Here is a 22,119-nt window from a genome sequence, read left to right as displayed (position 1 = left end):
CTTCGCTCGGCTGCGCGGGCTGCGACTTCCAGGGTTCAAATCCCGCCCGTTCACTCCGTCGTCGCACGGCCAGCGACACGCGCGTCGCTGGCCGGTGCGAGTGTTCTGCGAAGCGGGCGCGAAGGGATTTGAACCCCTGACATCTTGGTCCGGAACCAAGTGCTCTGTCCGCTGAGCTACGCGCCCTCGGCGTGTGGTAGCGGGGGCGACGGTATAACGGTTGTGAGTCGCGGGCGGTCAGGCTGCGGTGTCGTCGGCGTCGACGAGCGTGCGCTTCCACGTGCCGCGGGCGAACCACGCGGCGGCGACGATGGCGCCGGTGATGTTCCCGAGGGCCATCCCGACCCAGATGCCGGTGGCGCCCCACTCGAGGGAGAACGCGAACAGGTAGACGGTGAGGACGCGGCCGAGCCACAGCGTCACCATCGAGATGACCATCGCGGTCTTGGTGTTGCCGGCGCCGCGGAACGCCCCGAGTAACACCTGCACGACGCCGACGAAGACGAACTCGACCGCGCGGATGCGGACGTACGTCGCCCCGTACTCGACGATTGCGGCGGCGTTCTCGGCGCCCGGGCTGAGGAACACGGCGACGATGGGGCGCGGGAAGACCGCGGCGAGGACGGCGATGCCGAACAGCACGCCGGCCGCGAACTTCGTGGCGAGCCAGACGGCGCGCTCGGCGCGCTCGGGCTGTTTCGCGCCGAGGTTCTGGCCGACCATCGTGTTGGTGGCGCGGCCGAGCCCCATCGCGGGGAGGAACACCAGGGAGATGAGGCGGTTGCCGAGGCCGAACGCGCCGACGACCGCGGGCGGGAACGACGCCACCATCGCGGTGAGCGTGATCATCGCGAGCGCGCTCGTGGACTGCTCGGCGGCGCTGGGCGTGCCGACGCGCACGATGCGGGATATCATCGAGAGGTCGGGCGCGAACTGCGAGAGCGATATCTCGGGGCCGGCGTTCGTGAAGAAGAGGACGTAGACGCCGACGACGGCGGCGACGAGGCGCGCGAAGATGGTGGCGACGGCGGCGCCCGCGATGCCCATCTCGGGGAACACCCACCAGCCGAAGATGAGGAACGGGTCGAGGACGACGTTGAGCGCGACGCTGAGGAACATCACGCGCATCGGCGTGCGGGTGTTGCCGTAGCCGCGCATCAGCGACGCGAACACGAAGAACCCGAACAGCGCGGGCATCCCGAGGAAGAACACCTCCATGTAGTCGCCGGCCATCGGCACGACGACCGCGGCGGTCTCGGCGTCCGCGGGCAGCAGCGCGAGCATGTCCCGCGTGACGAAGTGGCCGACGACGCCGAGGACGGTCGCAATGGAGATGACGAACCCCAGCGTCTGCGCGGCGACCTTCCCCGCCGAGCCCTCGCTGTCGGCGCCCATGAACTGCGCGACGAGGATGGAGCCGGCGGTGGTGAACCCGCCGCCGACCGAGATGAGGAAGAAGACGAGCGGGAAGGCGAGGCTGATGGCGGCGACGGCGTTCCCGGACAGCCGGCCGAGCCAGAACGTGTCCGCGAGGTTGTACGTCACCTGGAGGAGCTGGATGACGACCATCGGCCACGCCAGCCGGACCATCGGGCCGACGAGGTCGCCCTCGGTGATGCTACTCGTCGTGCGGGTTTCGGGCACTACGTGTCCTCACGGAGCGGTCGGATTTGAAAACTCCGGCTCGAGAATCGGATTCGGTCGACGACCGCGGCGCGAACCGCCGTTGACTACGGCGACTCGTCGGTCTCCAGCGTGAACGACGTGGTCGGGTGGGCGGTACACGTCAGCACGTACCCCTTCTCCATCTCGTCGTCGCTGAGCGTCTCGTTGTTCGAGTGGCGGACGAACTCGTGGGCGTCGTCGCCGCTGGCGACGCGGCCGCTACAGGAGAGACACTGGCCCTGCCGGCAGGCGTACGGGAGGTCCCAGCCCTCCTCCTCGCCGGCGTCGAGGAGGCTCTCGTTGTTCGCGACCTCGATGGTCTCGCCCTCCTTCGCGAACTCGATCTCGTAGTACTCGACCTCGTCCTCGGGGATGGACTCGGGGTCGAATCCCTCGTCCTCCTCCTCCTCTTCGAGTTCGCCTTCCGCAGCGCCGCCCGCGACCGCGCCGGCGCCGCCGCCACCGCCGATGGAGCGGTTGTACGGCTCCGGGAAGTCGGTCTCCGGAACCGTCGAGGCGCGCTGTTCGAGGACCTCGCTGGCGATGTCCTCGGGGACGGGCTTCGCGGTCCCCTTCAGGAAGTGGAGCCCGACGAGCGTGAGCGCCATCCCGAGACCGAGCAGCAGCCCCAGTGTGTTCACCATGCCCGGCGGTACGGAGAGGTAGCTTAACAGTATTGTGATTGCTCACCGCCCCGCTCCGGGCGAGTTTTGAGGGGACGGTGCGAACGCCGCGGCATGGACGTCGCGATACTGCTGTACGAGGGGTTCGACGAGCTGGACGGGGTCGCGCCCTACGAGGTGTTCCGGACGGCGGCAGCCCACGGCGCGGACGTCGACGCGACCCTGCGGACGCTCGTGCCGAGCGAGCGCGTCACGGCGAGCCACGGCCTCCGCGTCGAACCGGACGACGTGCTCCTCGGCACGCCCGACCTCGTGGTCGTTCCCGGCGGCGGCTGGAACAGCGTTGCGCCGGAGGGGCAACGAGGCGGAGATTGCGAGGCGCAACGCGCCTCGGACCGTTCGAGCGGGCAGAGCCCGCGAGAAGACGGCGAAGCGTCGGAGCGCGCGAGAACGGCGCGTGGGCGGAAGTCCAAGACGGCACGCTCCCCGAGCGCCTCGCTACGCTCTACGACGCCGGCGCTACCGTCGCCACGGTTTGCACTGGCGCGCTCATCGCGGCGGAGGGCGGCCTGCTAGAGGGGCGGCCCGCGACCACCCACGAGTCCGCGAAGGACGACCTCCGCGAGTACGGCGTGGACGTCCGCGACGACCGGTTCGTCGACGACGGCGACGTGCTCACCGCCGGCGGCGTCACCTCCGGCATCGACCTCGCGCTCCACCTCGTCGAACGCGAGTGGAGCGCCGACATCGCCCGGACGGTGGCCGAGGAGATAGAGTACGAGAACAGCTACTGACCGCGTTTATTCGTCTTTTCGAGCAACCTCGTGTCTGCCAAAGCCGTACCGCAGCCGGTTCGCCAGCCGCCGCGCGAACCGCCCCTCGCCGTCGCCGCTGGCGCGGGAGTCGAAGCGCTCGGCGAGCGCCTGGTAGATAATCGGGAGCGGGACTTCCTGTTCGAGGCTCTCCTGGACGGTCCACGTGCCCGTGGAGCCGCCGGCGACGTGGTCGGCGACGTCGCCGAGGTCGTTGCCCTCCTCGCGGAACGCCTCCTCGCAGAGCTCCAGCAGCCACGACCGGATGACGGCGCCGTTGTTCCACGTGTTCGCGACGGCTTCGAGGTCGAGGTCGTAGCGGCCCTCGTGGAGGAGTTCGAACCCCTCGCCGTACGCCTGCATGAGCGCGTACTCGACGCCGTTGTGGACCATCTTCACGTAGTGGCCCGAGCCCGCCGGCCCCATGCGGTCGTGGCCGTCCGGTCCCGTCGCCACCGCGTCGAAAACGGGGGCGAGTTCCTCGTACGCCCACTCGGGGCCGCCGACCATCAGCGAGAAGCCGAGTTCCGCGCCCGCGGGGCCGCCGGAGGTGCCGCAGTCGAGGTACGCGAACTCGTGCTCGTCGGCGCGCCGCGTGGAGTCCTCGAAGTGGCTGTTCCCGCCGTCGACCACCACGTCGTCGGCGTCGAGTTCGTCCGCGAGTTCGTCGAGCGCGGCGTCGACCGGGTCGCCGGCGGGCACCATCAGCCAGACGCGCTTCTCGTCGCCGAGCGCGGCGGCGAGGTCGGGAATCGAGTCGGCGGCGGTGGCGCCCGCGTCGGCCGCGTCCTCGCGGGCGTCCGCGTCGATGTCGAAGGCGACCACGTCGTGGCCCGCGTCCAGACACCGGTCGACGACGATGCGTCCCATGCGACCGAGACCGATAACGCCGAGTTCCATACCGTCCACTTCCCCGGCCGGAAGGTAGTGGTTGCGGTCCGGCGCTCGCCGGCGAAACGCTTCAGTCGGTGGCGCCGCGACCACCGGTATGCGCACGCTCCCGGTGGTCCTCGCGGTCGTGCTGGTGAACGACGCCGTCCTCCTGCTGGCGTTAGACGTCGCGGTGCCGGCGTGGCTGGTCGTGCTCGGCGGCGCGCTCGCGCTGACGGCGCTGCTGCTGGCGGTCGTCAGCGCCGGTATCGACGACGGGACGCCGTCGCGGGCGGAGTTACAGCGAGAAGTCGAGGCGTTACGCGAGCGAGTGGAGGATTAGTCGAGGGCGCGCCGCGGCACGATGCGGGGTTCGTCGTCCTCGCGGTCGAAGCTGACGGCGGCGTCGACGTCGAAGACGTCCGCGAGCAGCTGCTCGGTGACGACGTCCTCGGGCGGCCCCCAGTCGTAGACGGCGCCGTCGTCGAGCGCGACGAGGTAGTCCGCGAACCGCGCCGCCTGCTGGAGGTCGTGGAGGACGACGCAGACCGTCACGTCGCGTTCCTCGTTGAGCGTGCGGACGACCTCCATCACGCGCAGCTGGTGGTGGAGGTCCAGATACGTCGTCGGCTCGTCCAGCAGGAGCACGTCGGTGTCCTGTGCGAGCGTCATCGCGACGAACGCGAGCTGCTTCTGGCCGCCGGAGAGCTCCGAGAGCTGGGTGTCCCGGAGGTGGTCGACGCCCGCGAGGTCGATGGCGCGCTCGACCGCCTCGCGGTCGTCCTCGGTGAGCGGGTCGAGGAAGCCGCGGTGGGGGTAGCGGCCGTGCGTGGCGAGGTCTTCGACCGTGAGGCCGCCGGGCGCGGCGTTCTCCTGGTCGAGCAGGCCGAGCTCGCGCGCGAGGTCCTTCGCGGGGCGCTGCTGGACGTCCCGGCCGTTCAGCAGGACGCTCCCGGAGGCGGGCTCCAGTTCCGCCGAGAGCCCCTTCAGGAGCGTGGACTTCCCGGAGCCGTTCGGCCCGACGAGCGCGGTGACCTCCCCCTCGGGGATGACGAGGTCGTCGAAGTCGACGACGATCTCCTCGCCGTAGCCGAGCTCGATGCCCGACGCGAGCAGCGCGGCCTCCTCGACCGGGTCGTCGAAGTCGGTGGTGGTCGCGTCGGTCGATTCCGCGTCGGTGGAGACGAGTGGGATCTCTGGCATGGTCAGAACTCCGTGAAGGACTCGGTGCGGCGCAGCAACAGCAGGAAGTACGGGCCGCCGAGCAGGCCGGTGACGACGCCGACGGGGACCTGCGTCCCGCCGAGCGCGAGCCGCGCGACGACGTCGGCGACGACGACGAGCGCGGGGCCGGCGAACAGGCAGCCGGTCATCAGCCGGCGGTAGTCGCTGCCGACGAACGTGCGGACGGCGTGGGGGACGACGAGGCCGACGAAGCCGACGAGGCCGGCGACCGCGACCGCCGCGGACGCCGCGAGGATGGCGAGCGCGGACAGCAGGAAGCGGATGCGTTCGACGCTCATGCCGAGCGACCGCGCGGCGCGCTCGCCGAGCAGGAGGACGTCGAGCTGGCGGGCGCTCGCGAGCGCCGCGGGGACGACGACCAGCGTGGGGACGGCGACGATGCGGGCGTCCGTCCAGTCGACGCCCGTCAGGGAGCCGGCGAGCCACGCGACCGCGGTGCGCATCACGCCGTTGCTCTCGATGAAGTAGAACAGCCCGGTCTGGAGGCTGTTGAAGATGGTGCCGACGACGACGCCGGCGAGCACGAGCCGCACGGGCGTGGTACCGCCGCGCCACGCGACGGCGTACACGAGCAGGAACGCGGCGGTGCCGCCGGCGACGGCGGCCAGCGGGAGGAGGTACGCGCCCAGCGAGAACACGAGCGTGAACACGACGGCGACGCCCGCCCCGGAGGAGACGCCGAGGATGTACGGGCTGGCGAGCTCGTTGCGCGTGATTGCCTGGAAGATGGCGCCGGAGACGGCGAGGTTGAGGCCGACGAACGCGGCGACGAGCACGCGCGGCAGCCGGACCGTCCAGACGACGATGGTGGCGTTCGTGAGCACGGAGAGGTCGGCGTAGACGCCGAGCGTGCGGGCGGCGTTCTCGCCGAGGACGAGCGTCGCGAGCACGTCCGGGTTGGTCCAGACGACGCGGTCGAACAGCGCGCGGACGACCGTCTCGAAGGGCATCTCGTAGGCGCCGTACCGGATCTGGACGAGGCCGGCGACGACCACGAGGACGACGCTCGCGCCGATGATGGACGCGAGCTGGGCGTCGAGTTCGGGGAGGAGGACGTCGCGGACGCGGCGTTGACGTGACATTCGTGGATTGGGGTGTCGGCCGGCGTGGCGGCCGACGAGGCTGCGACTGGCTTACCGTTTAGGTCGCCCTAAGAGCTGAAAAGCGTTCCGTCTACGACGTGACGACGCCCGCCAGCTCGTCGCGGTCGAACAGCTCGCCCTCGAAGCGGTCGGGGTACAGCGCCGTGGCGAACCGCTCCGTGAGGAAGAGGTGCTGGACGGGGCCGAGGTAGATGGGGCCGCCGCGGTAGACGGCGCCGTCCTCGACGGCGGTGATGCGGCTCGCGGTCTCGTGGTTCTGCATGAACGAGACGACCGTGTTCCGGAACTCCTCGCGGGTCTTGTCCTCGTGGCCGCGCACGAACAGCGCCTCGGGGTCGAGGTCGAGCAGGGTCTCGTAGTCGATTTCGCCGCGGCTCCCGGTCGAGAGCGCTTCCACGTCGGAGTTCGCGATGGCGTCCCGGACGTTGAGGTCGTGGAAGGACTTCTTGTTCGCGCCCTCGCCGCTGAGGTGGTACGGGGAGAACGACGTGGGCTCGTCGCTGCCGCCGAACACGAGCGCGCCCCGCGGGCCCTCGTCGGGGGCGTCCTCGCCGACGTGGGCGACGAACTCGTCGTGGAACTCCGCGAACGCCTCGTAGCGTTCGGTCTCCCGGACGACCTCGGCGACCTTCTCGAAGGCGCCGTACATCGAGTAGTAGTCGTAGTCGTGCCACGAGTCGGTGCGGCGGAAGATGGTGTTGCCGAGGAACGGGCCGGAGCGCTCCTCGAGGAACTCGACGTCGTCGCCGTCCATCTCGAAGACGTTCGTCAGCCAGTTCGGGTCGACGAGGTGGAGGTCGGCGTCGAGGGAGAGCAGCGTCTCCCGGGAGACGCCCTGGTCGACGAGATCGACCATCTCGGACGTGTCGACGCTGACGCCGTCGAGTTCGTCGTAGGGGCCGGTGTGGTAGCGGGACTTCTGGCCGACGGACGCGACGGCGTCGCCGTGGCCGAGCGCCACGAGCATGTCCGCGTAGCCCGGCGTGTAGACGGCGATAGTCTCGGGGACGGCGTCGAACGTGACGTCGCCGACGGGCGTCATCGAGACGCTGTAGGACTGCGACTCGTCCTCGGTCGTCTCCTCGCCGCCCGAGGTCGTGGCGTCGCCCTCGGTAGCGGGGGCTTCGGTGGAATCGTCGGTGCTTCCCTGGTTCGGGCTCGCACAGCCCGCGAGCAGCCCGGCGAGCGTCGCTGCACTGCCCGACTTGATGAACGTGCGTCGTCGCATACTCGTTTAGGTTCGCCTAAACACTAAAAGGCCGTCGATTTTTCGGTGTGCCTAAAAGCTGGCGGCGGTCGCCGAGCGGAGCGGGCGTCGAGCCGCCGCCCCGCCGCGGACGGGAACCTTTATGGCCGCGCCACCGCTCCGCTGAGGTATGCGCGTCGAGCTCGCGGTAGTACGTGTGTAAGCCCTCTTCTCGTCCCGACTCGGACACACGGAGACGCGACCGCGGCCGACGACCCACCCAGCTATGACGAACATTCCGGACAGCTACGACCCCGACCGAATCGAGACCGAGTGGCAAGACGCGTGGCAGGACTCCGACGTCTACGAGTTCGACCCCAGCGAGGCCGACACCCAGTACGTCGTGGACACGCCGCCGCCGTACCCCACCGGCAACCTCCACCTCGGCCACGGCCTCCAGTGGTCGTACATCGACTTCGTCGCGCGGTTCCACCGCCTGCAGGGCGACGCCGTCCTCTTCCCGCAGGGGTGGGACTGCCACGGCCTCCCGACCGAGGTCAAAGTCGAGGAGAACCACGACATCCACCGCACGGACGTCTCCCGCGACGAGTTCCGGGAGATGTGCGTCGAGCACACCGAGGCCCGCATCGCGGAGATGAAGCAGACGATGACCGAGATGGGGTTCTCGCAGGACTGGAGCGCCGAGTACCGCACGATGGACCCCGAGTACTGGGGCCAGACCCAGGAGTCGTTCGTCGAGATGGCGGACGACGACATGGTCTACCGCGACGAACACCCCGTGAACTGGTGTCCGCGCTGCGAGACCGCCATCGCGGACGCCGAGGTCGAGAACGTCGACCGCGAGGGGACGCTGTACTACCTCACCTTCGAGGGCGTCGGCAACGACGACATCGAAATCGCGACCACGCGCCCGGAGCTGCTGGCGGCGTGCGTCGGGATGGCCGTCGACCCCGACGACGAGCGCTTCGAGGGCCGCGTCGGCGATACGTTCGAGGTGCCGCTGTTCGGCCAGGAGGTCGAACTGCTCGCCGACGACGACGTCGACCCCGAGTTCGGGACTGGCGCCGTCATGATCTGTACGTTCGGGGACAAGCAGGACGTCGACTGGTGGGCCGAGTACGACCTCGACCTCCGGTCGGTGTTCACGGAGGACGGCCACCTCGGCGAGGGCGCCGGCGAGTTCGCGGGCCTGTCCATCGACGAGGCCAAGGGCGAAATCGCCGAGGCGCTGGACGACGAGGGCTACCTGAACGACAGCGAGCCGACCGAGCAGAGCGTCGGCGCGTGCTGGCGGTGCGACACCCCCATCGAGATTCTCTCGAAGGAGCAGTGGTTCGTGGAGGTCGACCAGGACCTCGTCCTCGAGAAGGCCGAGGAGGTCGAGTGGATTCCCGAGCACATGCACGACCGCCTCGTCGACTGGGCGGAGGGCATGGAGTGGGACTGGGTCATCTCCCGGCAGCGCGTGTTCGCGACGCCGATTCCCGCGTGGGAGTGTACGGACTGCGGCCACTGGCACATCGCCGACGCCGCCGAGACCCCCGTCGACCCCGACGAGGAAGACCCCGCCGTCGGCGCGTGTCCCGAGTGCGGTAGCCACGACTGGCGCGGCGAGACCGACGTGATGGACACGTGGATGGACTCCTCCATTACGCCCCTGCACATCTCCGGGTGGCCCGAGGAGATCGACCTCGACGAGTTCGAACCCGTCGGGCTGCGGCCGCAGGGCCACGACATCATCCGCACGTGGGCGTTCTACACGCTGCTGCGGACGGGCGCGCTCACCGACGAGGCGCCGTGGGACGACATCCTCGTCAACGGCATGGTGTTCGGCCCGGACGGCAACAAGATGTCCAAGTCCCGCGGGAACGTGGTCGCGCCCGACGAGGCCATCGAGGAGTACTCCGCGGACGCCGTCCGGCAGGCGCTCGCGCTCGGCGGCCAGCCCGGCAGCGACGTCCAGTTCCAGTGGAAGGAGGTCAAGTCCGCCTCCCGGTTCCTCACGAAGCTCTGGAACATCGTGAAGTTCGCGAGCGGCCACTTCGACGAGGACACCCCGGACGTCAGCGACCCCGCCTACCGGGACGCCGACCGGTGGATCCTCTCCGAGCTCACGCGGGTCGCCGACGAGGTCGAGGCCGAGATGCAGAACTACCGGTTCGACGCCGCGCTGCGCACGCTCCGGGAGTTCGCGTGGGAGGACCTCGCCGACGACTACGTCGAACTCGTGAAGGGGCGGCTGTACAACGGCCGGCCGGGCGAGCGCGCCGCCGCCGAGAAGACCCTCTACACCGCGGTGACGGCGGTCGTCCGGATGCTGTCGCCGTTCAGCCCGCACGTCACCGAGGAGATCTGGAGCCACCTCCCCGGCACCGAGGGCAGCGTCCACAACGCGACGTGGCCCGCGGTCGACATGCTCGACGAGGACGCCGAAGTCGCCGGCGAGCACATCGCCGAGACCGCCAGCGAGGTCCGCCGGTGGAAGTCCGAGAACCACATCCCGCTGAACGAGCCCCTCGACCGCGTGGAGCTCTACTTCGAGCCGGGCGAGGAGGCGAGCCTCGACACGTACGACCTCAGCGAGACCGTCAACGCCCCCATCAAGCTCGTGGAGGGGCGGCCGGACATCGAACTCGTCCCGGTCGAGGTCGACGGCGACGACTCGAAGATCGGCCCCGAGTTCCGCAGCGACGCGGGCGCGGTGATGCAGGCCATCGACGACGCCGACCCCGCTGAGATCCAGGCCCAGATGCACTCCGGGGACACCGTCACCGTCGAAGCGGGCGGCGAGACGTACGAGCTCGACGCGGACTGGCTGAGCGTCGACGAGGAGTACCGCGCGGAGTCCGGCGAGGAGGTCGCGGTCGTCGAGACGTCGTTCGGCACCGTGCTCGTCTACGAGTAGCGCGGCCACCACCTTCTACTGGCGCGCGAGCGACCTCGCGGACATGGTCGACCCGACAGCGCCACGAGTCGAGGACGTCGTCAGGCTCCCCGAGGACGCCTCGCTGGACCAGGTCGCCGAGACGATGCACGCCGAGGGCGTCGGCAGCGTCGTCGTCACCGGCGAGACGACCGACCTCGCGGGCATCGTCACCGACCGCGACGTCGCGCTCGCGCTCCGCGACGGCATCGACCCCACGCAGACGACCGCCAGCGACGTGATGACCGCCGACCCCGTCACGGCCGAGCAGGGCGCGGAGGTCTTCGAAGTCGTGGAGATGATGCGCGAAGAGGGCGTCCGCCGGCTCCCGCTCGTCGACGAGGCCGGCGACGTCGTCCGGCTGGTGAGCCTCGACGACGTGCTCGCGCTGCTCGGCGAGGAGTTCGCGGACGTCGCGGCCCTCGTCGAAGCGCAGACGTGACCCACGGCGCCGGCCGGAACCCGACTGTTTTTTCGCTCGCGGGCCGCCACGGGAGGTATGGACCCCCGCATCGAGGAGCACGCGGAAGTGCTGGTCGACTGGAGCGCGCGCGTCGACGACGGCGACGACGTGGTGATGCGCGTCGGCCCGGACGCCCACGACCTCGCGGTCGCGGTCGCCGAGAAGGTCGGCGAGCGCGGCGCGAACCTCGTCTCGACGTACGCGTCGGGCGAACTCGGCCGGGCGTACGCGCTCGCCCACGGCGAGGGCTTCGAGGAAGACCCCGACCACGAGCTCGCGCTCTACGAGCACGCCGACGTGGTGCTGTCGGTCGGCGGCGGCCGCAACACCAGCGAGGGGTCGGACGTCCCCGCGGAGATCCGGCGCGCGCAGTCGAAGGCCCGGCAGGGCGTCCGCGAGGCCCGGATGGACGCGGACTGGGTGTCGACGGTCCACCCGACGCGGTCGCTCGCCCAGCAGGCGAACATGTCCTACGAGGAGTACCGGAACTTCGCGTACGACGCCATCCTCCGCGACTGGGAGCGCCTCGCCGACGAGATGGCGAACATGAAGGAGATTCTCGACGAAGGCAGCGAGGTCCGACTCGTCAAAGAGGACACCGACCTCACCATGAGCATCGAGAACCGGACCGCCGTGAACTCCGCGGCGTCGGTCGCGTACGACTCCCACAACCTCCCCTCCGGCGAGGTGTTCACCGCGCCGCACGCCACCGAGGGTGAGGTGTTCTTCGACGTCCCGATGACGATCCGCGGCGAGCGCGTGCAGGACGTCCACCTCACGTTCGAGGACGGCGAGGTCGTCGACTACAGCGCCGCCCAGAACGAGAGCGTCGTCGGCGAGATTCTGGACACCGACGAGGGGTCGCGGCGCCTCGGCGAACTCGGCATCGGGATGAACCGCGGCATCGACCAGTTCACCGACTCCATCCTCTTCGACGAGAAGATGGGCGACACCGTCCACCTCGCGCTCGGCCGCGCCTACGAGTCGAACTTCCCCGAGGGCCACGAGGACGAGGCCAACGACTCCGCGGTCCACGTGGACATGATTACGGACGTGAGCGAGGACTCGTTCATGGAAGTCGACGGCGAAGTAGTGCAACGGAACGGGACGTTCCGGTGGGAAGACGGGTTCGAAGAGTAGCGAAACCGCGATCTGTCGAGTTTCGGAACCTTCCGAGGGACGAGCCACGGTGCTTATCCCTCGCCGGAGTGTCAATATTTAGAGAATCATAATGTCCCTACTCAACTCCGTCGGCGAACTCGTCGGCAGCGTCGTCGCGGTCGCGCTGTTGCTCGTGCTCGCGGTAATCAGCTTCTTCGTCACCATCTTCATCGTCGACGCCGGCGCGAGCCTCGCGGGGCTCAATCCGGGCGACGACTTCGTGACACTCGCGGCAGCAGTGCTGACGGCCGGCGCCATCGTCGGCGGCGCGTCCCCGCTGACGGCGATTGCCGGCACCGAGAGCTCGTAATCTCACAGTCGTTTTCGTATTTTAGTGCCGTGAGCCGTTCGTAAGACGTGCTTACTGACAGGCAGCAGCTGCTTATGGCGGAGATTCCACAGCCGGTAGCGGTTGCTGTTGCGGTCTTTTTAGCGTCCTGCCGAACGCAGTGAGGCAGGGCTCGGGAGAGCTCGCTCTCCCGGTGTAGATTTTTGCGGGGTAGCTGCGCGACCCCGCAAAAAGGTACGAGCTGGAGGGGAGTAAGCCCCCTTCTGTTCGGCCCGGCATTCGGCTGAGCGTCCACGCGGCCCCTCTCGGGCGCGTCGGGCTACCTTGCGCGCGTGGACTTGCACCGGCGGGGATTAGCCGTTCCATCGCTCCCCTCTCTTCCGGCGAACGGCTGACGCCGTTCGCTTTAACGCGGCAGAGCCGCGCGGTTCGCGGCTGACGCCGCTCACCTGTAACGTGGCCTCCCGTTGGTCGGCCACGCCTCCCTCGGCGGGTTAGCTTCCTCCCCTCGCGGGTCGGGTCGCGCGCCTCATCGGTTCGAGAGGGACGTGTCGTCTCTGTTCCAGTGCCGACGGTCTCCCGTCCCGGATTTGCATCCGGCCGCCTGCCCGACGGGTGGGGGGACTTTCCTCATGCCTCGCGGCACGGGAGCCGGGCTCCCTCTGCCCACTACGTGTAGGTGCGCCGCGGCGTTAAGGGGTTCGGTCGGGCCGCCCGCCGCGGCCGCTGGCACCGAGCGCAGTATTCGGGCGTGCGGCCGTCGGAATTTGCCGGCGGCGTTGTCAACCGCGAAATCAGTTCGCGGGCGTGCGGCTCTCCTTCCGCGATTCTGGCGTGCCGTGCAGCCGACGAGAAATCCTTCACGGTTCTCGGCCGCGAGGGGAAGAGTTCAAGTTAATCCTTGCCATAAATAGACTCGTATGGCCGAGGCCCAGTCAGTAGTACTTTCCTTCGAGGACGGCGCGCGGACGGTCGAACTAGCACGCGAATCCGTCGAGGCGTTCGTCCGGAACGGCCAGCGCGAGCAGCCCGGGAGCATGCGCGACGCCTTCTACAACCGAACGAGCGCGTTCGTCCGACTGGAGTCCACCCACGGTCGCGGCCGCCTCCGCGGCTGCGCGGGCGCACAGGAGTCCGCCCGCGAGCTCGGGAACCGAGACCAGCAGCTCGGGCACGCCATCGTCGAGGCGTCCATCAAGGCCGCCTCCGACGCGTCCTGCGGCTCGGAGGTCGAGGCCGCCGAACTGCCGAACCTCCGCGTCTCCGTCTGCACGGTCTCGAACCTGGTCCTCACGGACGACCCCGTCGAGGACATCGAGCTCGGCGTCCACGGCGTCGCCATCGACGGCGACGGCAAGCACGGCTGGATGTATCCGACGCTGCCCGTGGAGAACGACTGGAGCGTCTTCGAGTACCTCGACCGCACCTGCCGGAAGGCCGGCCTCCCGAACGGCGCGTGGGAGGACGACGACGTGATGGTCACCCTCTTCGAGGGACAGGTGTTCCGGGAGACCGGCGAGGACGCCGAGGAACCCGTCGAAGAGCTCACCGCGTAAGCCGCGTCCTGACTGTTACTCCGCGCCGCCACCGAACCCGACACGCTCGGCGTCGTCGAGCGCGCGGTCGGCGGCGTCCTCGATGCTGAACGACCGGACGAGCTCGCCGTCCCGAATCAGGGGGTCGAGCAGCGACGTGCCGTCCGTCGGGCCGGGGCGGGCGGCGAGGCCGACGTGGTGGCCGCCGTCCCGCGTGCGGTAGACGTCCTTCTTCCCGGAGAGCTTCCCGCGCTTGGCAGCGGGCTCGCCCTCGACTTCCACGATGTCGAGCGCGAAGTCCACGGGGTCGGCGTTCGAGACGTGGCTGCCGACGCCGAAGCCGTCCGCGACGTCCCGGAGCGCCCGGAGCTCCGTCGGGCCGAGGCCGCCGGAGAGGAAGACGTCGACGTCGCCGCGGCCGCGGGCGTCGAGCTCCCAGCGGATCTCGCGGACGATGTGCCGGAAGTCCCCGCGCCGGGAGCCCGTGGTGTCGAGGCGGACGCTGTCGAGGTCCTCGCCGAGTTCGTCGACCGCGCGCAGGACCTCGTCCTTCTCGTCGCTGTACGTGTCACAGAGCGCGACCCGCGGGACGTCCTCGTCGACGGCGTCGTCGAACGCGCGCCACGCCGCCTCCTGGTTGCCGCGCCCGAAGCAGATGACGAGCGCGTGGGGCATCGTCCCGCCGGCCTCGCGGTCGATGACGTCGCCCGCGGCGACGTGGGAGAAGCCGTCGAGGCCGCCGACGAGCGCGGAGCGCTCGACCATCGCCGCAATCGAGGGGTGGACGTGGCGCGCGCCGAAGCTCAGCACCTGCGAGTCGGGCGCGGCGCGCCGGGCTTCGAGGGCGGCCGTGGCGACCCCGGAGGCGTGCGAGAGGAAGCCAAGCAGCGACGTCTCGTAGCGCGCGAACTCGCGGTAGTTCCCCTCGATGCGGAGGACGGGGCCGCCGTCGAACAGCGTCCCCTCGGGGAGCGCGTCGACGTCGACCGGGAGGCCTTCGAGGAGGTGGGCGGCGTCCTTGACCCCCGCGAGCAGCTCGAAGCCGCCGGTCGGGAACTGGTCGGCGGTCACCTCCGCGACGACGCGGGGGTTCTTCCCCGCGAACTCGAGGGTCGTCTCGGTGCGCTCGAAGTACGCGTCGGTCGCGCGGCCGCTCTCGATGGCCTCGGGCGGCACGACGTCGAAGGTCACGCGACCACCCGGCGGGTTGCCTGCATGCCTCGGCGTAGACCCGCCGCGTCGAAAAAGCCTCGCCTCCCTACCGCGAGTGGACGTCGCCGAGGTCCGACTGCGTGGGGGCGTTCACGATGGTGACCTCGTTCCCGGAGCGCGTGACGCGGAAGGCGTCCGCGAACTCGCTCTCGTCCTCGGGGATGCGCCAGACGCCGTTCGAGCGCTCCTCGGCCCCCCAGTACTGGAGGAGTTGGCGGTACGTGCGCGCGAACTCGCGGGCGTCGCCGTTCGAGTCGAACGCGATCCGCCACGTGTACGCGGTCTCGTCGCCGTTCTCGTACACCCAGAGCTTCTCGCCGTCCCAGCCCGCGACCGGCTCGGTGGCGTAGTCGAACGGCGAGCTCTGGTCGATGTCGCCGTCGGCGTCGTAGTTCAGCGGGTTGAGGACGGCGCTCTGCGGGTGGCGCTCCTGCTCGTAGGCCGGGTAGCCGAACATCGCGGTGAGCCCGCCAACGCCGACCTCGCCGTAGGGCGCGCGGCCGCCGGGGGTGACCCGCTCCCAGTCGTCGGTCGAGCGGTCCGGGAGCGAGACGTCGCGGGGCGGGTCGCTGCCGTACTTCTCGGGCTGGGCGACCTGCTCGGAGGAGGCCGGCGGGTCGTCGTAGACGCCCGCGACGCGTCCCAGCCGCCGTCGTCGTAGCGGTGCTCGACGAACCCAGCGCCAGCGCTGTACGGGAAGTACTTCAGCATGTAGACGCGAGGTGGATGCTCCCGCCGCCCCCGTCACCGCCGCCGGCCGCTTCGGGCGTCGCGCACTCCCACTCGTCGCCGCAGTGCTCGCCGTAGCGGCCGTCGAGGAAGCTAGCCTCGCCCTCGATGAGGCCGTTGTGGGCGTTGGCCTTGTCGCGGGTCGGCGAGGAGAAGTTCGCCTCGAAGTTCCGGAACTGGAGGGCGTGCATCAGCTCGTGGCCGAGCGTGTTCTCGTCGATGGTGGGCGTCTCGGACTCGGAGATGACGACGATGCGGTCCTCGCGCGGCGAGTAGAACCCGAGGACGTTCGACCCGCGGTTGTCGTCCTGGACGGCCAGCGAGTCGTTGCGCTCGCCGACGAGGAACAGCGCCTCGAATTTCACGTTGTCGAACGTCGCCATCGCGTCGCTCGCGTTCCCGCCGCCGGTGTACTCCTCGCGGTACGTCGTCCGCGAGATGACGTCGACGGGGACCCGCTCGTCGAACTCGATGCCGCGGAGGTGTTCGACCCGCGCCATCGAGCGGTCGACGACCATCCGCCGCTCGCTCTCGTTGAGGCCGTCCTCGACGGTCACGGGGATGGACTCGTTGTGCCAGTAGCCGCCCTCCCAGCCGAGCGCGTCGCCGGCGGGGTCGGCGTAGTCGAACTCGCCGGCCGCGGGCCCCTCGACGGGGTCGTTGCCGCCGGTCGCGCCGGGCGACTGACAGCCCGCGAGCACGACCAGCGCGACGAACGCCACGGCCAAAATGCGGCGTGTCATTACGCGTGGTTCGGCCTCGACGGGGTAAAGCGCTACGCACGGGCGCGCCGCCGGCCGGCCAAACGGCTTAGTGGCTCGCCGGCGACCACTCGCACATGGAGTTCGACGCCGAGCGCACCGCGGTCGTCGTCGTGGACGTGCAGAACGGCTTCTGCCATCCGGACGGGAGCCTGTACGCGCCAGCCAGCGAGGCCGCCCTCGACCCCGTGACCGACCTCGTCGCCCGGGCGCGAGAGGCGGGCGCGAGCGTCGTCTACACGCGTGACGTCCACCCGCCCGAGCAGTTCGACGGGAACCACTACTACGACGAGTTCGAGCGCTGGGGCGAGCACGTCGTCGAGGGGACGTGGGACGCCGAGCTCCACGACCGCCTCGACGTCCGCGACGAGGACTACGTCGTGGACAAGCACACCTACGACGCGTTCTACCAGACGGGCCTCGAGGGCCACCTCGACGCCCACGGCGTCGACGACCTGCTCGTCTGCGGGACGCTGGCGAACGTCTGCGTGCTCCACACCGCGGGGAGCGCGGGCCTCCGGGACTACCGGCCGGTGCTCGTCGAGGACGCCATCGGCTACATCGAGGAGGAGCACCGCGAGTACGCCCTCGACCACGCCGACTGGCTGTTCGGGGAGGTCATCGAGCGCGACGACGTGACGTTCCAGTAGGGAGTCAGTGGAGGTCGCTGGATTCGGCGCGGGTGCGCCGGACGACGTACAGCGAGCCGACGAGCACCGCGAGCAGCGCCGCGAACCCGAGCGAGGTCAGCAGGGCGTCCTGCGCGGCGTGGTCGCCGGGGTGGAAACTGATGACGCGGCGGGTGACCGCGATGATGCCGGTGATGATGACGATGCGGACGACGCTCTCCTCGCGGGTGTACGCGACGACCGTCTGGTAGATTTCCACGATGATGAACAGGAGGAGGACGGTGTCGATGAGCGCGACGACCTCGCTGGTCTGCGTGATGGCGCCGGTGCGGACCAGCTGGGCGATGTTCAGCCCGAGGTCGAAGACGCCGACGGCGAACAGGAACACGAGCACGTACGCGGCGACGATCTCCACCGACTGGATGAGCCGCTCCGTGACGCGGACGTGGTCGTCGGCGTCCATGCGCCGGCGTACAGCCGCGGGGACAATAAGCGCGCGGGCGGCGCTACGCGACGGCGACGGCGACCCGCTCGCCGACCGCGAGGTCGCGGTCGGGCGCGACGAGCTTGACGCCGAGGCGTTCGACCCCGAGCCACAGCGAGAGCCCGCGAATCGGTTCGCCGTTCGCGGTCACCGCGACGTCACGCCACGCGACGGTGCGACCGTCCGCGGCGTCCCCCACGGTCGTTCCGAGGAACGAGACCGGACCGGCGCCGCTCCGTCCGAGGACGCCGCCGCCCTCGTAGTGCGGGAAGCCGCCGTCGAGCACGCCGCCGTCGTCGGTCGCGACGCCCGCGAGCGTCCCCGGTGCGGGGTGCTCGGGTGCGTCGAGGAGCGCGTACGTCTCCCCGGTCTCGACGACCTCGCCGGTGCCGTCCCACGGGACCGCCTCGACCGACGCGTCGAGGTCGATTGGCAGCGACCCGGACGCGCGCACGGCGTCGCCGTCGCGCTCGCGGAACCCGAGGTGGACGTGGTTGTCGACCCACGGCGCGAAGAAGCCCGAGCGCACCAAGCGCCCGAGGTCGTCGCCGACCGCCACGCTGTCGCCGGGTTCGACGGCGGGCTCGACGTGGAGGGCGCGCGCGAGGTGCTCGCCCGTGTCCACGACGATTAGGTGGTCGCGGTCGGCGGCGTACGGCTTCGACGGACAGCGCACGGTCCGCGTCTCCACGACCTCGCCCGCGACCGGGCTCGGGACGCGAGCAGTTTCTGGGTAGAGGTCGACCGCGCAGCCGGCGTCGTGGGCGGGGTACGGCGAGTTGTACAGCGACGTCCGCGGGTAGCGCGCGAGCAGGTCGCCGGCCAGCGTGACCATACCCGCCAGTCGGACCGTGAGGATTTACCGCCGTCGGTCGAAGGGGGTGGCATGCGCGTGCTCCGCGGGCGGGCCGCCGACCCGGACGCCGACCGCGCGGCGACCCGCGACCTCCTCGAGTGGGTCGCCGAAGCCGGCGAGCCGGCGGTCCGCGTGTGGGCGCCGGGCCGCCAGCTCGCGTTCGGCCGCCGGGACGCCAACAGCGACGGTTACGACGCCGCGCGCGAGGCCGCCCGCGAGCACGGCTTCCCGCCCGTCGAGCGAAGCGTCGGCGGCCGCGCAGTCGCGTACACGGACTCGACGCTCGCGTTCGCACGAATCACGCCCGTCGACGGCGCCCGCACCGGATTGCAGGAGCGCTACGACGCGATGGTCGCGGACGTACTCGACGCGCTCGCGGCGGTCGGCGTCGACGCCAGCGGGGGCGAACCCCCGGAGTCGTTCTGCCCGGGCGACCACTCCGTCTCGGCGGCCGGCAAGCTCGCGGGCATCGCCCAGCGCGTCACCAGGGACGCCGCGCTCACCTCGGGCGTGCTCGTCGTCGACGACCGCGAGGAGATTGCCGCCGTCCTCGCTGCTGTCTACCCGAAACTGGGGGTGCCGTTCGACCCGAAGTCGGTGGGGAGCGTCGCAGCCGCCGGCGGCGACGCCGACCGAATCCGGGACGAGCTCGAGCGCGCGCTCGTCGGCGACGCGGACGCCGCCGTGGAACAACTGTAGCGACCTGGCGACAGTACTGTAGACGATTGACCAACCGACTCCTGGCGGACCGAAAGGGCGAGGCGCGCTCGCGGCCGGAGGCCACGTGCGGTCCGCGACCCCTATTCGCGAGCGCAGCGAGCGGATATGTCGCGGAGCGTGCGCGAGCGCGCCGAGGGCTTTCTAAAGACGGCGACAACGAAGAGCGGACCTCAAACGGCGACAACGAAGAGCGAACCCCAGGCGGAGACGAGCAAAGCACGCACGGAGTACGCACCACAGAGACACGAGCGTCTCCGCAGTACTTAGGCGGGTGCCGGGCGACGACCACGTATGCGAGTGATTCGGAACGCGACGCTGGCGGACGGCCGGGTGCGGGACGTCCGAATCGGGGACGGCCGCATCGACGCGGTGGGCGAGGACCTCGAGGGGGAGACGCTCGCGGACGCGACCGGGAAGCGCCTGCTGCCGGGGATGATAGACGCGCACGTGCACTTCCGGCAGCCGGGGTACGAGCACAAGGAGACGTGGGCGTCGGGGTCGCGGAGCGCGGCGGCGGGCGGCGTCACGACGGTTGTCGACCAGCCGAACACGGACCCGCCGACGGTGACGGGCGCGGCGTTCGACGAGAAGGCCGAGTACGCCGCTGACTCGCTCGTGGACTGGGGCGTCAACGGCGGCGTGACGGCGGACTGGGACCCGGGGTCGCTGTTCGACCGGCCGCTGTTCGCGCTCGGGGAGGTGTTCCTCGCGGACTCGACGGGCGACATGGGCATCGACGCGGAGCTGTTCGCGGACGCCTGCGAGCGCGCGGCCGAGGAGGACGTGGTGGTCACCGTGCACGCGGAGGACGCCGACCTGTTCGCGGAGAGCGTGCCGCCAAGCGGCACGGACACAGCGAGCGGCGACGAGCCGCGAGCAGACGCGAAGTCCCGCGACGACGCGGACGCGTGGAGCGCGTACCGGACCGCGGAGGCGGAGGAGGCGGCCGTCGAGCGCGCGGTCGGGGTCGGCGGGAACGTCGGCGCGACGGTCCACGTCGCGCACACGTCGACGCCGGAGGGCGTGGACGCGGCGCGGGCGGGCGGCGCGACCTGCGAGGTGACCCCGCACCACCTGTTCCTCTCGCGGGAGGACCTCGACGAGCTGGGGACGTTCGGGCGGATGAACCCGCCGCTGCGCAGCGAGGAGCGCAGAGAAGCGCTGTTCGAGCGGCTCGCCGACGGGAAGGTGGACGTGGTTGCGACCGACCACGCGCCGCACACGCGCGAGGAGAAGGACGCGAGCATCTGGGACGCGCCCTCGGGCGTCCCCGGGGTGGAGACGGCGCTGCCGCTGCTCGTGCAGGCCGCCAGCGAGGGGGAACTGAGCTTCGAGCGCGTGCGGGACGTGACGGCCGCGAACCCCGCGGACGTCTTCGACCTGCCGCGGAAGGGCCGCATCGAGGAAGGACGGGACGCCGACCTCGTGCTCGTCGACCCGGACGCGTCCCGCGAGATTCGCGGCGGCGACCTCCACTCGAAGTGCGGGTGGACGCCGTTCGAGGGCATGGCGGGCGTCTTCCCCGAGCTGACGCTGGTCCGCGGGACGGTCGTCTGGGACGGCGAGGGGTTCGCCGACCACGACGGCGAGAACGTCCGCGCGTAGCCGCCAGCAGGGCTTAGTACCGCGGCGGCGACCGCCCGGGTATGCGAACGGTCGTCGCGCTCGGCGGGAACGCGCTCGCGCCCGGCGGCGAAGCCACGATTGCCGCCCAGCGCGAGCGAATCGAGGAGACGGCGGACGAACTCCGGACGCTGCACGAGGCCGGCCACGACCTCGTGGTGACCCACGGGAACGGCCCGCAGGTCGGCGCGCTGCTCCGCCAGCAGGACGAATCGGACGCGCCGGAGCGCCCGCTGGACGTGCTCGTCGCGGAGACGCAGGCCCAGATCGGCTACCTCCTCCAGCGGGCCCTCGGCGAGCGCGTCGACGCGAGCGTCGCGTCGGTCGTCACGCAGGTCGCGGTCGACCCCGAGGACCCAGCGCTGGACGACCCGTCGAAGCCGGTCGGCCCGTACCTGAGCGCCGAGCGGGCCCGCGAGCGCGAGTTCGAGACGAGGGAAGTGACGACGCCCGAGGGCGAAACCGCACACCGGCGGGTCGTCCCGTCGCCCGAACCCACGCGCGTGCTGGAGGGCGAGCGCATCGAGACGCTCGCCGCGGACGGCGCGCCGGTCGTCTGCGCGGGCGGGGGCGGCGTCCCGGTCGTCGAGGGCGACGGAATCGAGGGCGTGGCCGCGGTCGTGGACAAGGACCACACGACGCGGCTGGTCGCCGAGCGAGTGGGCGCGGACGCGCTCGTGATGGCGACGGACGTCCCCTGCGTCTACACGGCGTTCGGGACGCCCGAGGAGTCGCGGCTCGAAGACGTCACGGCGTCGGAGCTGCGCGAACACCTCGAGAGCGGCGAGTTCGAGGAGGGGAGCATGCGGCCGAAGGTCGAGGCGTGTCTGCGCTTCCTCGAGGCGGGCGGCGAGCGCGCGGTGGTCGCGGGCACCGACGACGTGGCCGCGGCGGTCGACGGCGACGCCGGCACCCAGATTCGCCCGGGTTAGACGCCGAGGACGACCGAGACGAGCGCGGCGGCGAACGCCCAGCCCGCGCCCGTCCACGAGAGCACGAAGAAGGCCTCGCGGGCGCCGGCCTCGGTCCACGCGGAGCCGAAGTCGACGTACGACTGGACGCCCGCGAGCGTCTCCGCGAGGCCGACGGCGGTCGCCCACGCGAACACGCCGAAGCCGAGCACGAGCGCGCCGAGCGCGAACGCCGTGTCGGTCGCGCCCTTCGGGGACGTGACCGCCAGCAGCGCCAGCGAGACCGCGACGCCGACGG

General features: G+C 70.6%; 22 protein-coding genes, 1 tRNA gene, 1 other RNA gene and 1 pseudogene. 11 read left to right on the top strand and 14 right to left on the bottom strand.

Annotation, left to right across the window (positions count from 1 at the left end):
• Nucleotides 1-113: 113 nt before the first annotated feature.
• The 3 genes from GJ634_RS02835 to GJ634_RS02825 all read right to left on the bottom strand — a co-directional run bounded on the left by GJ634_RS02835 (nt 114) and on the right by GJ634_RS02825 (nt 2,309).
• A tRNA-Arg gene (locus GJ634_RS02835) sits at nt 114-186 on the bottom strand.
• 51 nt (nt 187-237) lie between these two features.
• A complete protein-coding gene (locus GJ634_RS02830; protein WP_157500426.1) occupies nt 238-1,590 on the bottom strand; it encodes an MATE family efflux transporter in 1,353 nt (450 codons plus the stop codon).
• Between the two features lie 140 nt (nt 1,591-1,730).
• Entirely contained in the window at nt 1,731-2,309 is a 579-nt protein-coding gene (locus GJ634_RS02825; protein ID WP_157500410.1) for a 2Fe-2S iron-sulfur cluster-binding protein, read from the bottom strand.
• Nucleotides 2,310-2,402: 93 nt separating this feature from the next.
• Between GJ634_RS02825 and GJ634_RS16845 the strand changes: the two are divergent.
• Nucleotides 2,403-3,082 (top strand): annotated as a pseudogene (locus tag GJ634_RS16845) (DJ-1/PfpI family protein).
• A gap of 6 nt (nt 3,083-3,088) precedes the next feature.
• On the opposite strand, the gene gnd reads toward GJ634_RS16845, so the two are convergent.
• Nucleotides 3,089-4,084, bottom strand: a complete 996-nt coding sequence (gene gnd / locus GJ634_RS02810) for a phosphogluconate dehydrogenase (NAD(+)-dependent, decarboxylating) (protein WP_331713968.1) — start codon at nt 4,082-4,084, stop codon at nt 3,089-3,091.
• Nucleotides 4,085-4,088: 4 nt separating this feature from the next.
• On the opposite strand from gnd, the gene GJ634_RS02805 reads away from it, so the two are divergent.
• The gene (locus tag GJ634_RS02805) at nt 4,089-4,313 is read left to right on the top strand and encodes a hypothetical protein (RefSeq protein ID WP_157500407.1); all 225 of its coding nucleotides are present in this window, start codon (nt 4,089-4,091) and stop codon (nt 4,311-4,313) included.
• On the opposite strand, the gene GJ634_RS02800 is transcribed toward GJ634_RS02805, so the two are convergent.
• The 3 genes from GJ634_RS02800 to GJ634_RS02790 form a co-directional block, all read right to left on the bottom strand.
• Nucleotides 4,310-5,173 (bottom strand): ABC transporter ATP-binding protein, encoded by an 864-nt coding sequence (locus GJ634_RS02800; RefSeq protein ID WP_157500406.1) that lies wholly within the window; start codon nt 5,171-5,173, stop codon nt 4,310-4,312. The two genes, GJ634_RS02805 and GJ634_RS02800, sit on opposite strands and share 4 nt — an antisense overlap.
• 2 nt (nt 5,174-5,175) lie before the next feature.
• Nucleotides 5,176-6,297: an iron ABC transporter permease gene (locus tag GJ634_RS02795; RefSeq protein ID WP_157500405.1), complete on the bottom strand. Its 1,122-nt coding sequence runs from the start codon at nt 6,295-6,297 to the stop codon at nt 5,176-5,178.
• A gap of 91 nt (nt 6,298-6,388) precedes the next feature.
• Nucleotides 6,389-7,546: an ABC transporter substrate-binding protein gene (locus GJ634_RS02790; protein ID WP_157500404.1), complete on the bottom strand. Its 1,158-nt coding sequence runs from the start codon at nt 7,544-7,546 to the stop codon at nt 6,389-6,391.
• Between the two features lie 244 nt (nt 7,547-7,790).
• Here GJ634_RS02790 and GJ634_RS02785 point away from each other — a divergent pair, with 244 nt between their 5' ends.
• The 4 genes from GJ634_RS02785 (at nt 7,791) to GJ634_RS02770 (ending at nt 12,382) form a co-directional block, all read left to right on the top strand.
• Nucleotides 7,791-10,430: a valine--tRNA ligase gene (locus GJ634_RS02785; protein WP_157500403.1), complete on the top strand. Its 2,640-nt coding sequence runs from the start codon at nt 7,791-7,793 to the stop codon at nt 10,428-10,430.
• A 43-nt stretch (nt 10,431-10,473) separates the two neighbouring features.
• Nucleotides 10,474-10,890, top strand: coding sequence for a cyclic nucleotide-binding/CBS domain-containing protein (locus GJ634_RS02780; protein WP_157500402.1), 417 nt, complete (start codon nt 10,474-10,476; stop codon nt 10,888-10,890).
• Between the two features lie 57 nt (nt 10,891-10,947).
• Nucleotides 10,948-12,051 (top strand): aminopeptidase, encoded by a 1,104-nt coding sequence (locus GJ634_RS02775; protein ID WP_157500401.1) that lies wholly within the window; start codon nt 10,948-10,950, stop codon nt 12,049-12,051.
• 91 nt (nt 12,052-12,142) lie between these two features.
• Nucleotides 12,143-12,382, top strand: coding sequence for a hypothetical protein (locus GJ634_RS02770; protein ID WP_157500400.1), 240 nt, complete (start codon nt 12,143-12,145; stop codon nt 12,380-12,382).
• A gap of 218 nt (nt 12,383-12,600) precedes the next feature.
• Here the strand turns inward: GJ634_RS02770 and rnpB are convergent.
• Nucleotides 12,601-13,028, bottom strand: an RNA gene (rnpB, locus tag GJ634_RS02765) — RNase P RNA component.
• A 253-nt stretch (nt 13,029-13,281) separates the two neighbouring features.
• On the opposite strand from rnpB, the gene GJ634_RS02760 reads away from it, so the two are divergent.
• Nucleotides 13,282-13,917, top strand: a complete 636-nt coding sequence (locus tag GJ634_RS02760) for a TIGR00296 family protein (protein WP_157500399.1) — start codon at nt 13,282-13,284, stop codon at nt 13,915-13,917.
• Between the two features lie 15 nt (nt 13,918-13,932).
• Here the strand turns inward: GJ634_RS02760 and GJ634_RS02755 are convergent, their stop codons facing one another.
• From GJ634_RS02755 to GJ634_RS16345, 3 genes are all read right to left on the bottom strand, one after another.
• Nucleotides 13,933-15,087: a nicotinate phosphoribosyltransferase gene (locus GJ634_RS02755; RefSeq protein WP_331713962.1), complete on the bottom strand. Its 1,155-nt coding sequence runs from the start codon at nt 15,085-15,087 to the stop codon at nt 13,933-13,935.
• 67 nt (nt 15,088-15,154) lie between these two features.
• Nucleotides 15,155-15,856: an Hvo_1808 family surface protein gene (locus GJ634_RS16350; RefSeq protein WP_331713961.1), complete on the bottom strand. Its 702-nt coding sequence runs from the start codon at nt 15,854-15,856 to the stop codon at nt 15,155-15,157.
• Nucleotides 15,813-16,580, bottom strand: coding sequence for an Hvo_1808 family surface protein (locus GJ634_RS16345; RefSeq protein ID WP_269449507.1), 768 nt, complete (start codon nt 16,578-16,580; stop codon nt 15,813-15,815). Before GJ634_RS16345 ends, GJ634_RS16350 begins: the two co-directional genes overlap by 44 nt.
• Nucleotides 16,581-16,675: 95 nt before the next feature.
• On the opposite strand from GJ634_RS16345, the gene GJ634_RS02745 reads away from it, so the two are divergent.
• The gene (locus GJ634_RS02745; RefSeq protein WP_157500398.1) at nt 16,676-17,248 is read left to right on the top strand and encodes a cysteine hydrolase family protein; all 573 of its coding nucleotides are present in this window, start codon (nt 16,676-16,678) and stop codon (nt 17,246-17,248) included.
• Nucleotides 17,249-17,252: 4 nt separating this feature from the next.
• On the opposite strand, the gene GJ634_RS02740 is transcribed toward GJ634_RS02745, so the two are convergent.
• Nucleotides 17,253-17,690, bottom strand: coding sequence for a phosphate-starvation-inducible PsiE family protein (locus GJ634_RS02740; protein ID WP_157500397.1), 438 nt, complete (start codon nt 17,688-17,690; stop codon nt 17,253-17,255).
• A 43-nt stretch (nt 17,691-17,733) separates the two neighbouring features.
• On the bottom strand, nt 17,734-18,546 hold the full coding sequence (locus GJ634_RS02735; protein ID WP_157500396.1) for a hypothetical protein: 813 nt from the start codon (nt 18,544-18,546) through the stop codon (nt 17,734-17,736).
• Between the two features lie 51 nt (nt 18,547-18,597).
• On the opposite strand from GJ634_RS02735, the gene GJ634_RS02730 reads away from it, so the two are divergent.
• The 3 genes from GJ634_RS02730 to GJ634_RS02720 all read left to right on the top strand — a co-directional run bounded on the left by GJ634_RS02730 (nt 18,598) and on the right by GJ634_RS02720 (nt 21,842).
• The gene (locus tag GJ634_RS02730; RefSeq protein WP_157500395.1) at nt 18,598-19,266 is read left to right on the top strand and encodes a lipoate--protein ligase family protein; all 669 of its coding nucleotides are present in this window, start codon (nt 18,598-18,600) and stop codon (nt 19,264-19,266) included.
• 312 nt (nt 19,267-19,578) lie between these two features.
• Nucleotides 19,579-20,892: a dihydroorotase gene (locus tag GJ634_RS02725; protein WP_157500394.1), complete on the top strand. Its 1,314-nt coding sequence runs from the start codon at nt 19,579-19,581 to the stop codon at nt 20,890-20,892.
• A gap of 41 nt (nt 20,893-20,933) precedes the next feature.
• A complete protein-coding gene (locus GJ634_RS02720; RefSeq protein WP_157500393.1) occupies nt 20,934-21,842 on the top strand; it encodes a carbamate kinase in 909 nt (302 codons plus the stop codon).
• Here GJ634_RS02720 and GJ634_RS15290 read toward each other — a convergent pair.
• Nucleotides 21,839-22,119 (bottom strand): hypothetical protein (locus GJ634_RS15290; RefSeq protein ID WP_197425368.1); only part of this gene is annotated, 281 nt, incomplete at its 5' end. The genes GJ634_RS02720 and GJ634_RS15290 overlap by 4 nt on opposite strands.

Origin of the sequence: Halobacterium sp. CBA1126 (assembly GCF_009741975.1) — an archaeon.
GTDB lineage: Archaea > Halobacteriota > Halobacteria > Halobacteriales > Halobacteriaceae > Halobacterium.
This window is presented reverse-complemented; position numbering and strand designations above follow the sequence as displayed.

What these genes read in the sequence shown, in the direction of transcription:
- GJ634_RS02800 (WP_157500406.1), bottom strand. Translation starts at nt 5,173, where the DNA reads ATGCCAGAGATCCCACTCGTCTCCACCGACGCGGAATCGACCGACGCG.
- GJ634_RS02785 (WP_157500403.1), top strand. Translation starts at nt 7,791, where the DNA reads ATGACGAACATTCCGGACAGCTACGACCCCGACCGAATCGAGACCGAG.
- GJ634_RS02725 (WP_157500394.1), top strand. Translation starts at nt 19,579, where the DNA reads ATGCGAGTGATTCGGAACGCGACGCTGGCGGACGGCCGGGTGCGGGAC.
- GJ634_RS02730 (WP_157500395.1), top strand. Translation starts at nt 18,598, where the DNA reads ATGCGCGTGCTCCGCGGGCGGGCCGCCGACCCGGACGCCGACCGCGCG.
- GJ634_RS02780 (WP_157500402.1), top strand. Translation starts at nt 10,474, where the DNA reads ATGGTCGACCCGACAGCGCCACGAGTCGAGGACGTCGTCAGGCTCCCC.
- GJ634_RS16345 (WP_269449507.1), bottom strand. Translation starts at nt 16,580, where the DNA reads ATGACACGCCGCATTTTGGCCGTGGCGTTCGTCGCGCTGGTCGTGCTC.
- GJ634_RS02720 (WP_157500393.1), top strand. Translation starts at nt 20,934, where the DNA reads ATGCGAACGGTCGTCGCGCTCGGCGGGAACGCGCTCGCGCCCGGCGGC.
- GJ634_RS02770 (WP_157500400.1), top strand. Translation starts at nt 12,143, where the DNA reads ATGTCCCTACTCAACTCCGTCGGCGAACTCGTCGGCAGCGTCGTCGCG.
- GJ634_RS02740 (WP_157500397.1), bottom strand. Translation starts at nt 17,690, where the DNA reads ATGGACGCCGACGACCACGTCCGCGTCACGGAGCGGCTCATCCAGTCG.
- GJ634_RS02735 (WP_157500396.1), bottom strand. Translation starts at nt 18,546, where the DNA reads ATGGTCACGCTGGCCGGCGACCTGCTCGCGCGCTACCCGCGGACGTCG.
- GJ634_RS02825 (WP_157500410.1), bottom strand. Translation starts at nt 2,309, where the DNA reads ATGGTGAACACACTGGGGCTGCTGCTCGGTCTCGGGATGGCGCTCACG.
- GJ634_RS02745 (WP_157500398.1), top strand. Translation starts at nt 16,676, where the DNA reads ATGGAGTTCGACGCCGAGCGCACCGCGGTCGTCGTCGTGGACGTGCAG.
- GJ634_RS02795 (WP_157500405.1), bottom strand. Translation starts at nt 6,297, where the DNA reads ATGTCACGTCAACGCCGCGTCCGCGACGTCCTCCTCCCCGAACTCGAC.
- GJ634_RS02830 (WP_157500426.1), bottom strand. Translation starts at nt 1,590, where the DNA reads ATGGTCCGGCTGGCGTGGCCGATGGTCGTCATCCAGCTCCTCCAGGTG.
- GJ634_RS02775 (WP_157500401.1), top strand. Translation starts at nt 10,948, where the DNA reads ATGGACCCCCGCATCGAGGAGCACGCGGAAGTGCTGGTCGACTGGAGC.
- GJ634_RS02805 (WP_157500407.1), top strand. Translation starts at nt 4,089, where the DNA reads ATGCGCACGCTCCCGGTGGTCCTCGCGGTCGTGCTGGTGAACGACGCC.
- GJ634_RS02790 (WP_157500404.1), bottom strand. Translation starts at nt 7,546, where the DNA reads ATGCGACGACGCACGTTCATCAAGTCGGGCAGTGCAGCGACGCTCGCC.
- GJ634_RS02760 (WP_157500399.1), top strand. Translation starts at nt 13,282, where the DNA reads ATGGCCGAGGCCCAGTCAGTAGTACTTTCCTTCGAGGACGGCGCGCGG.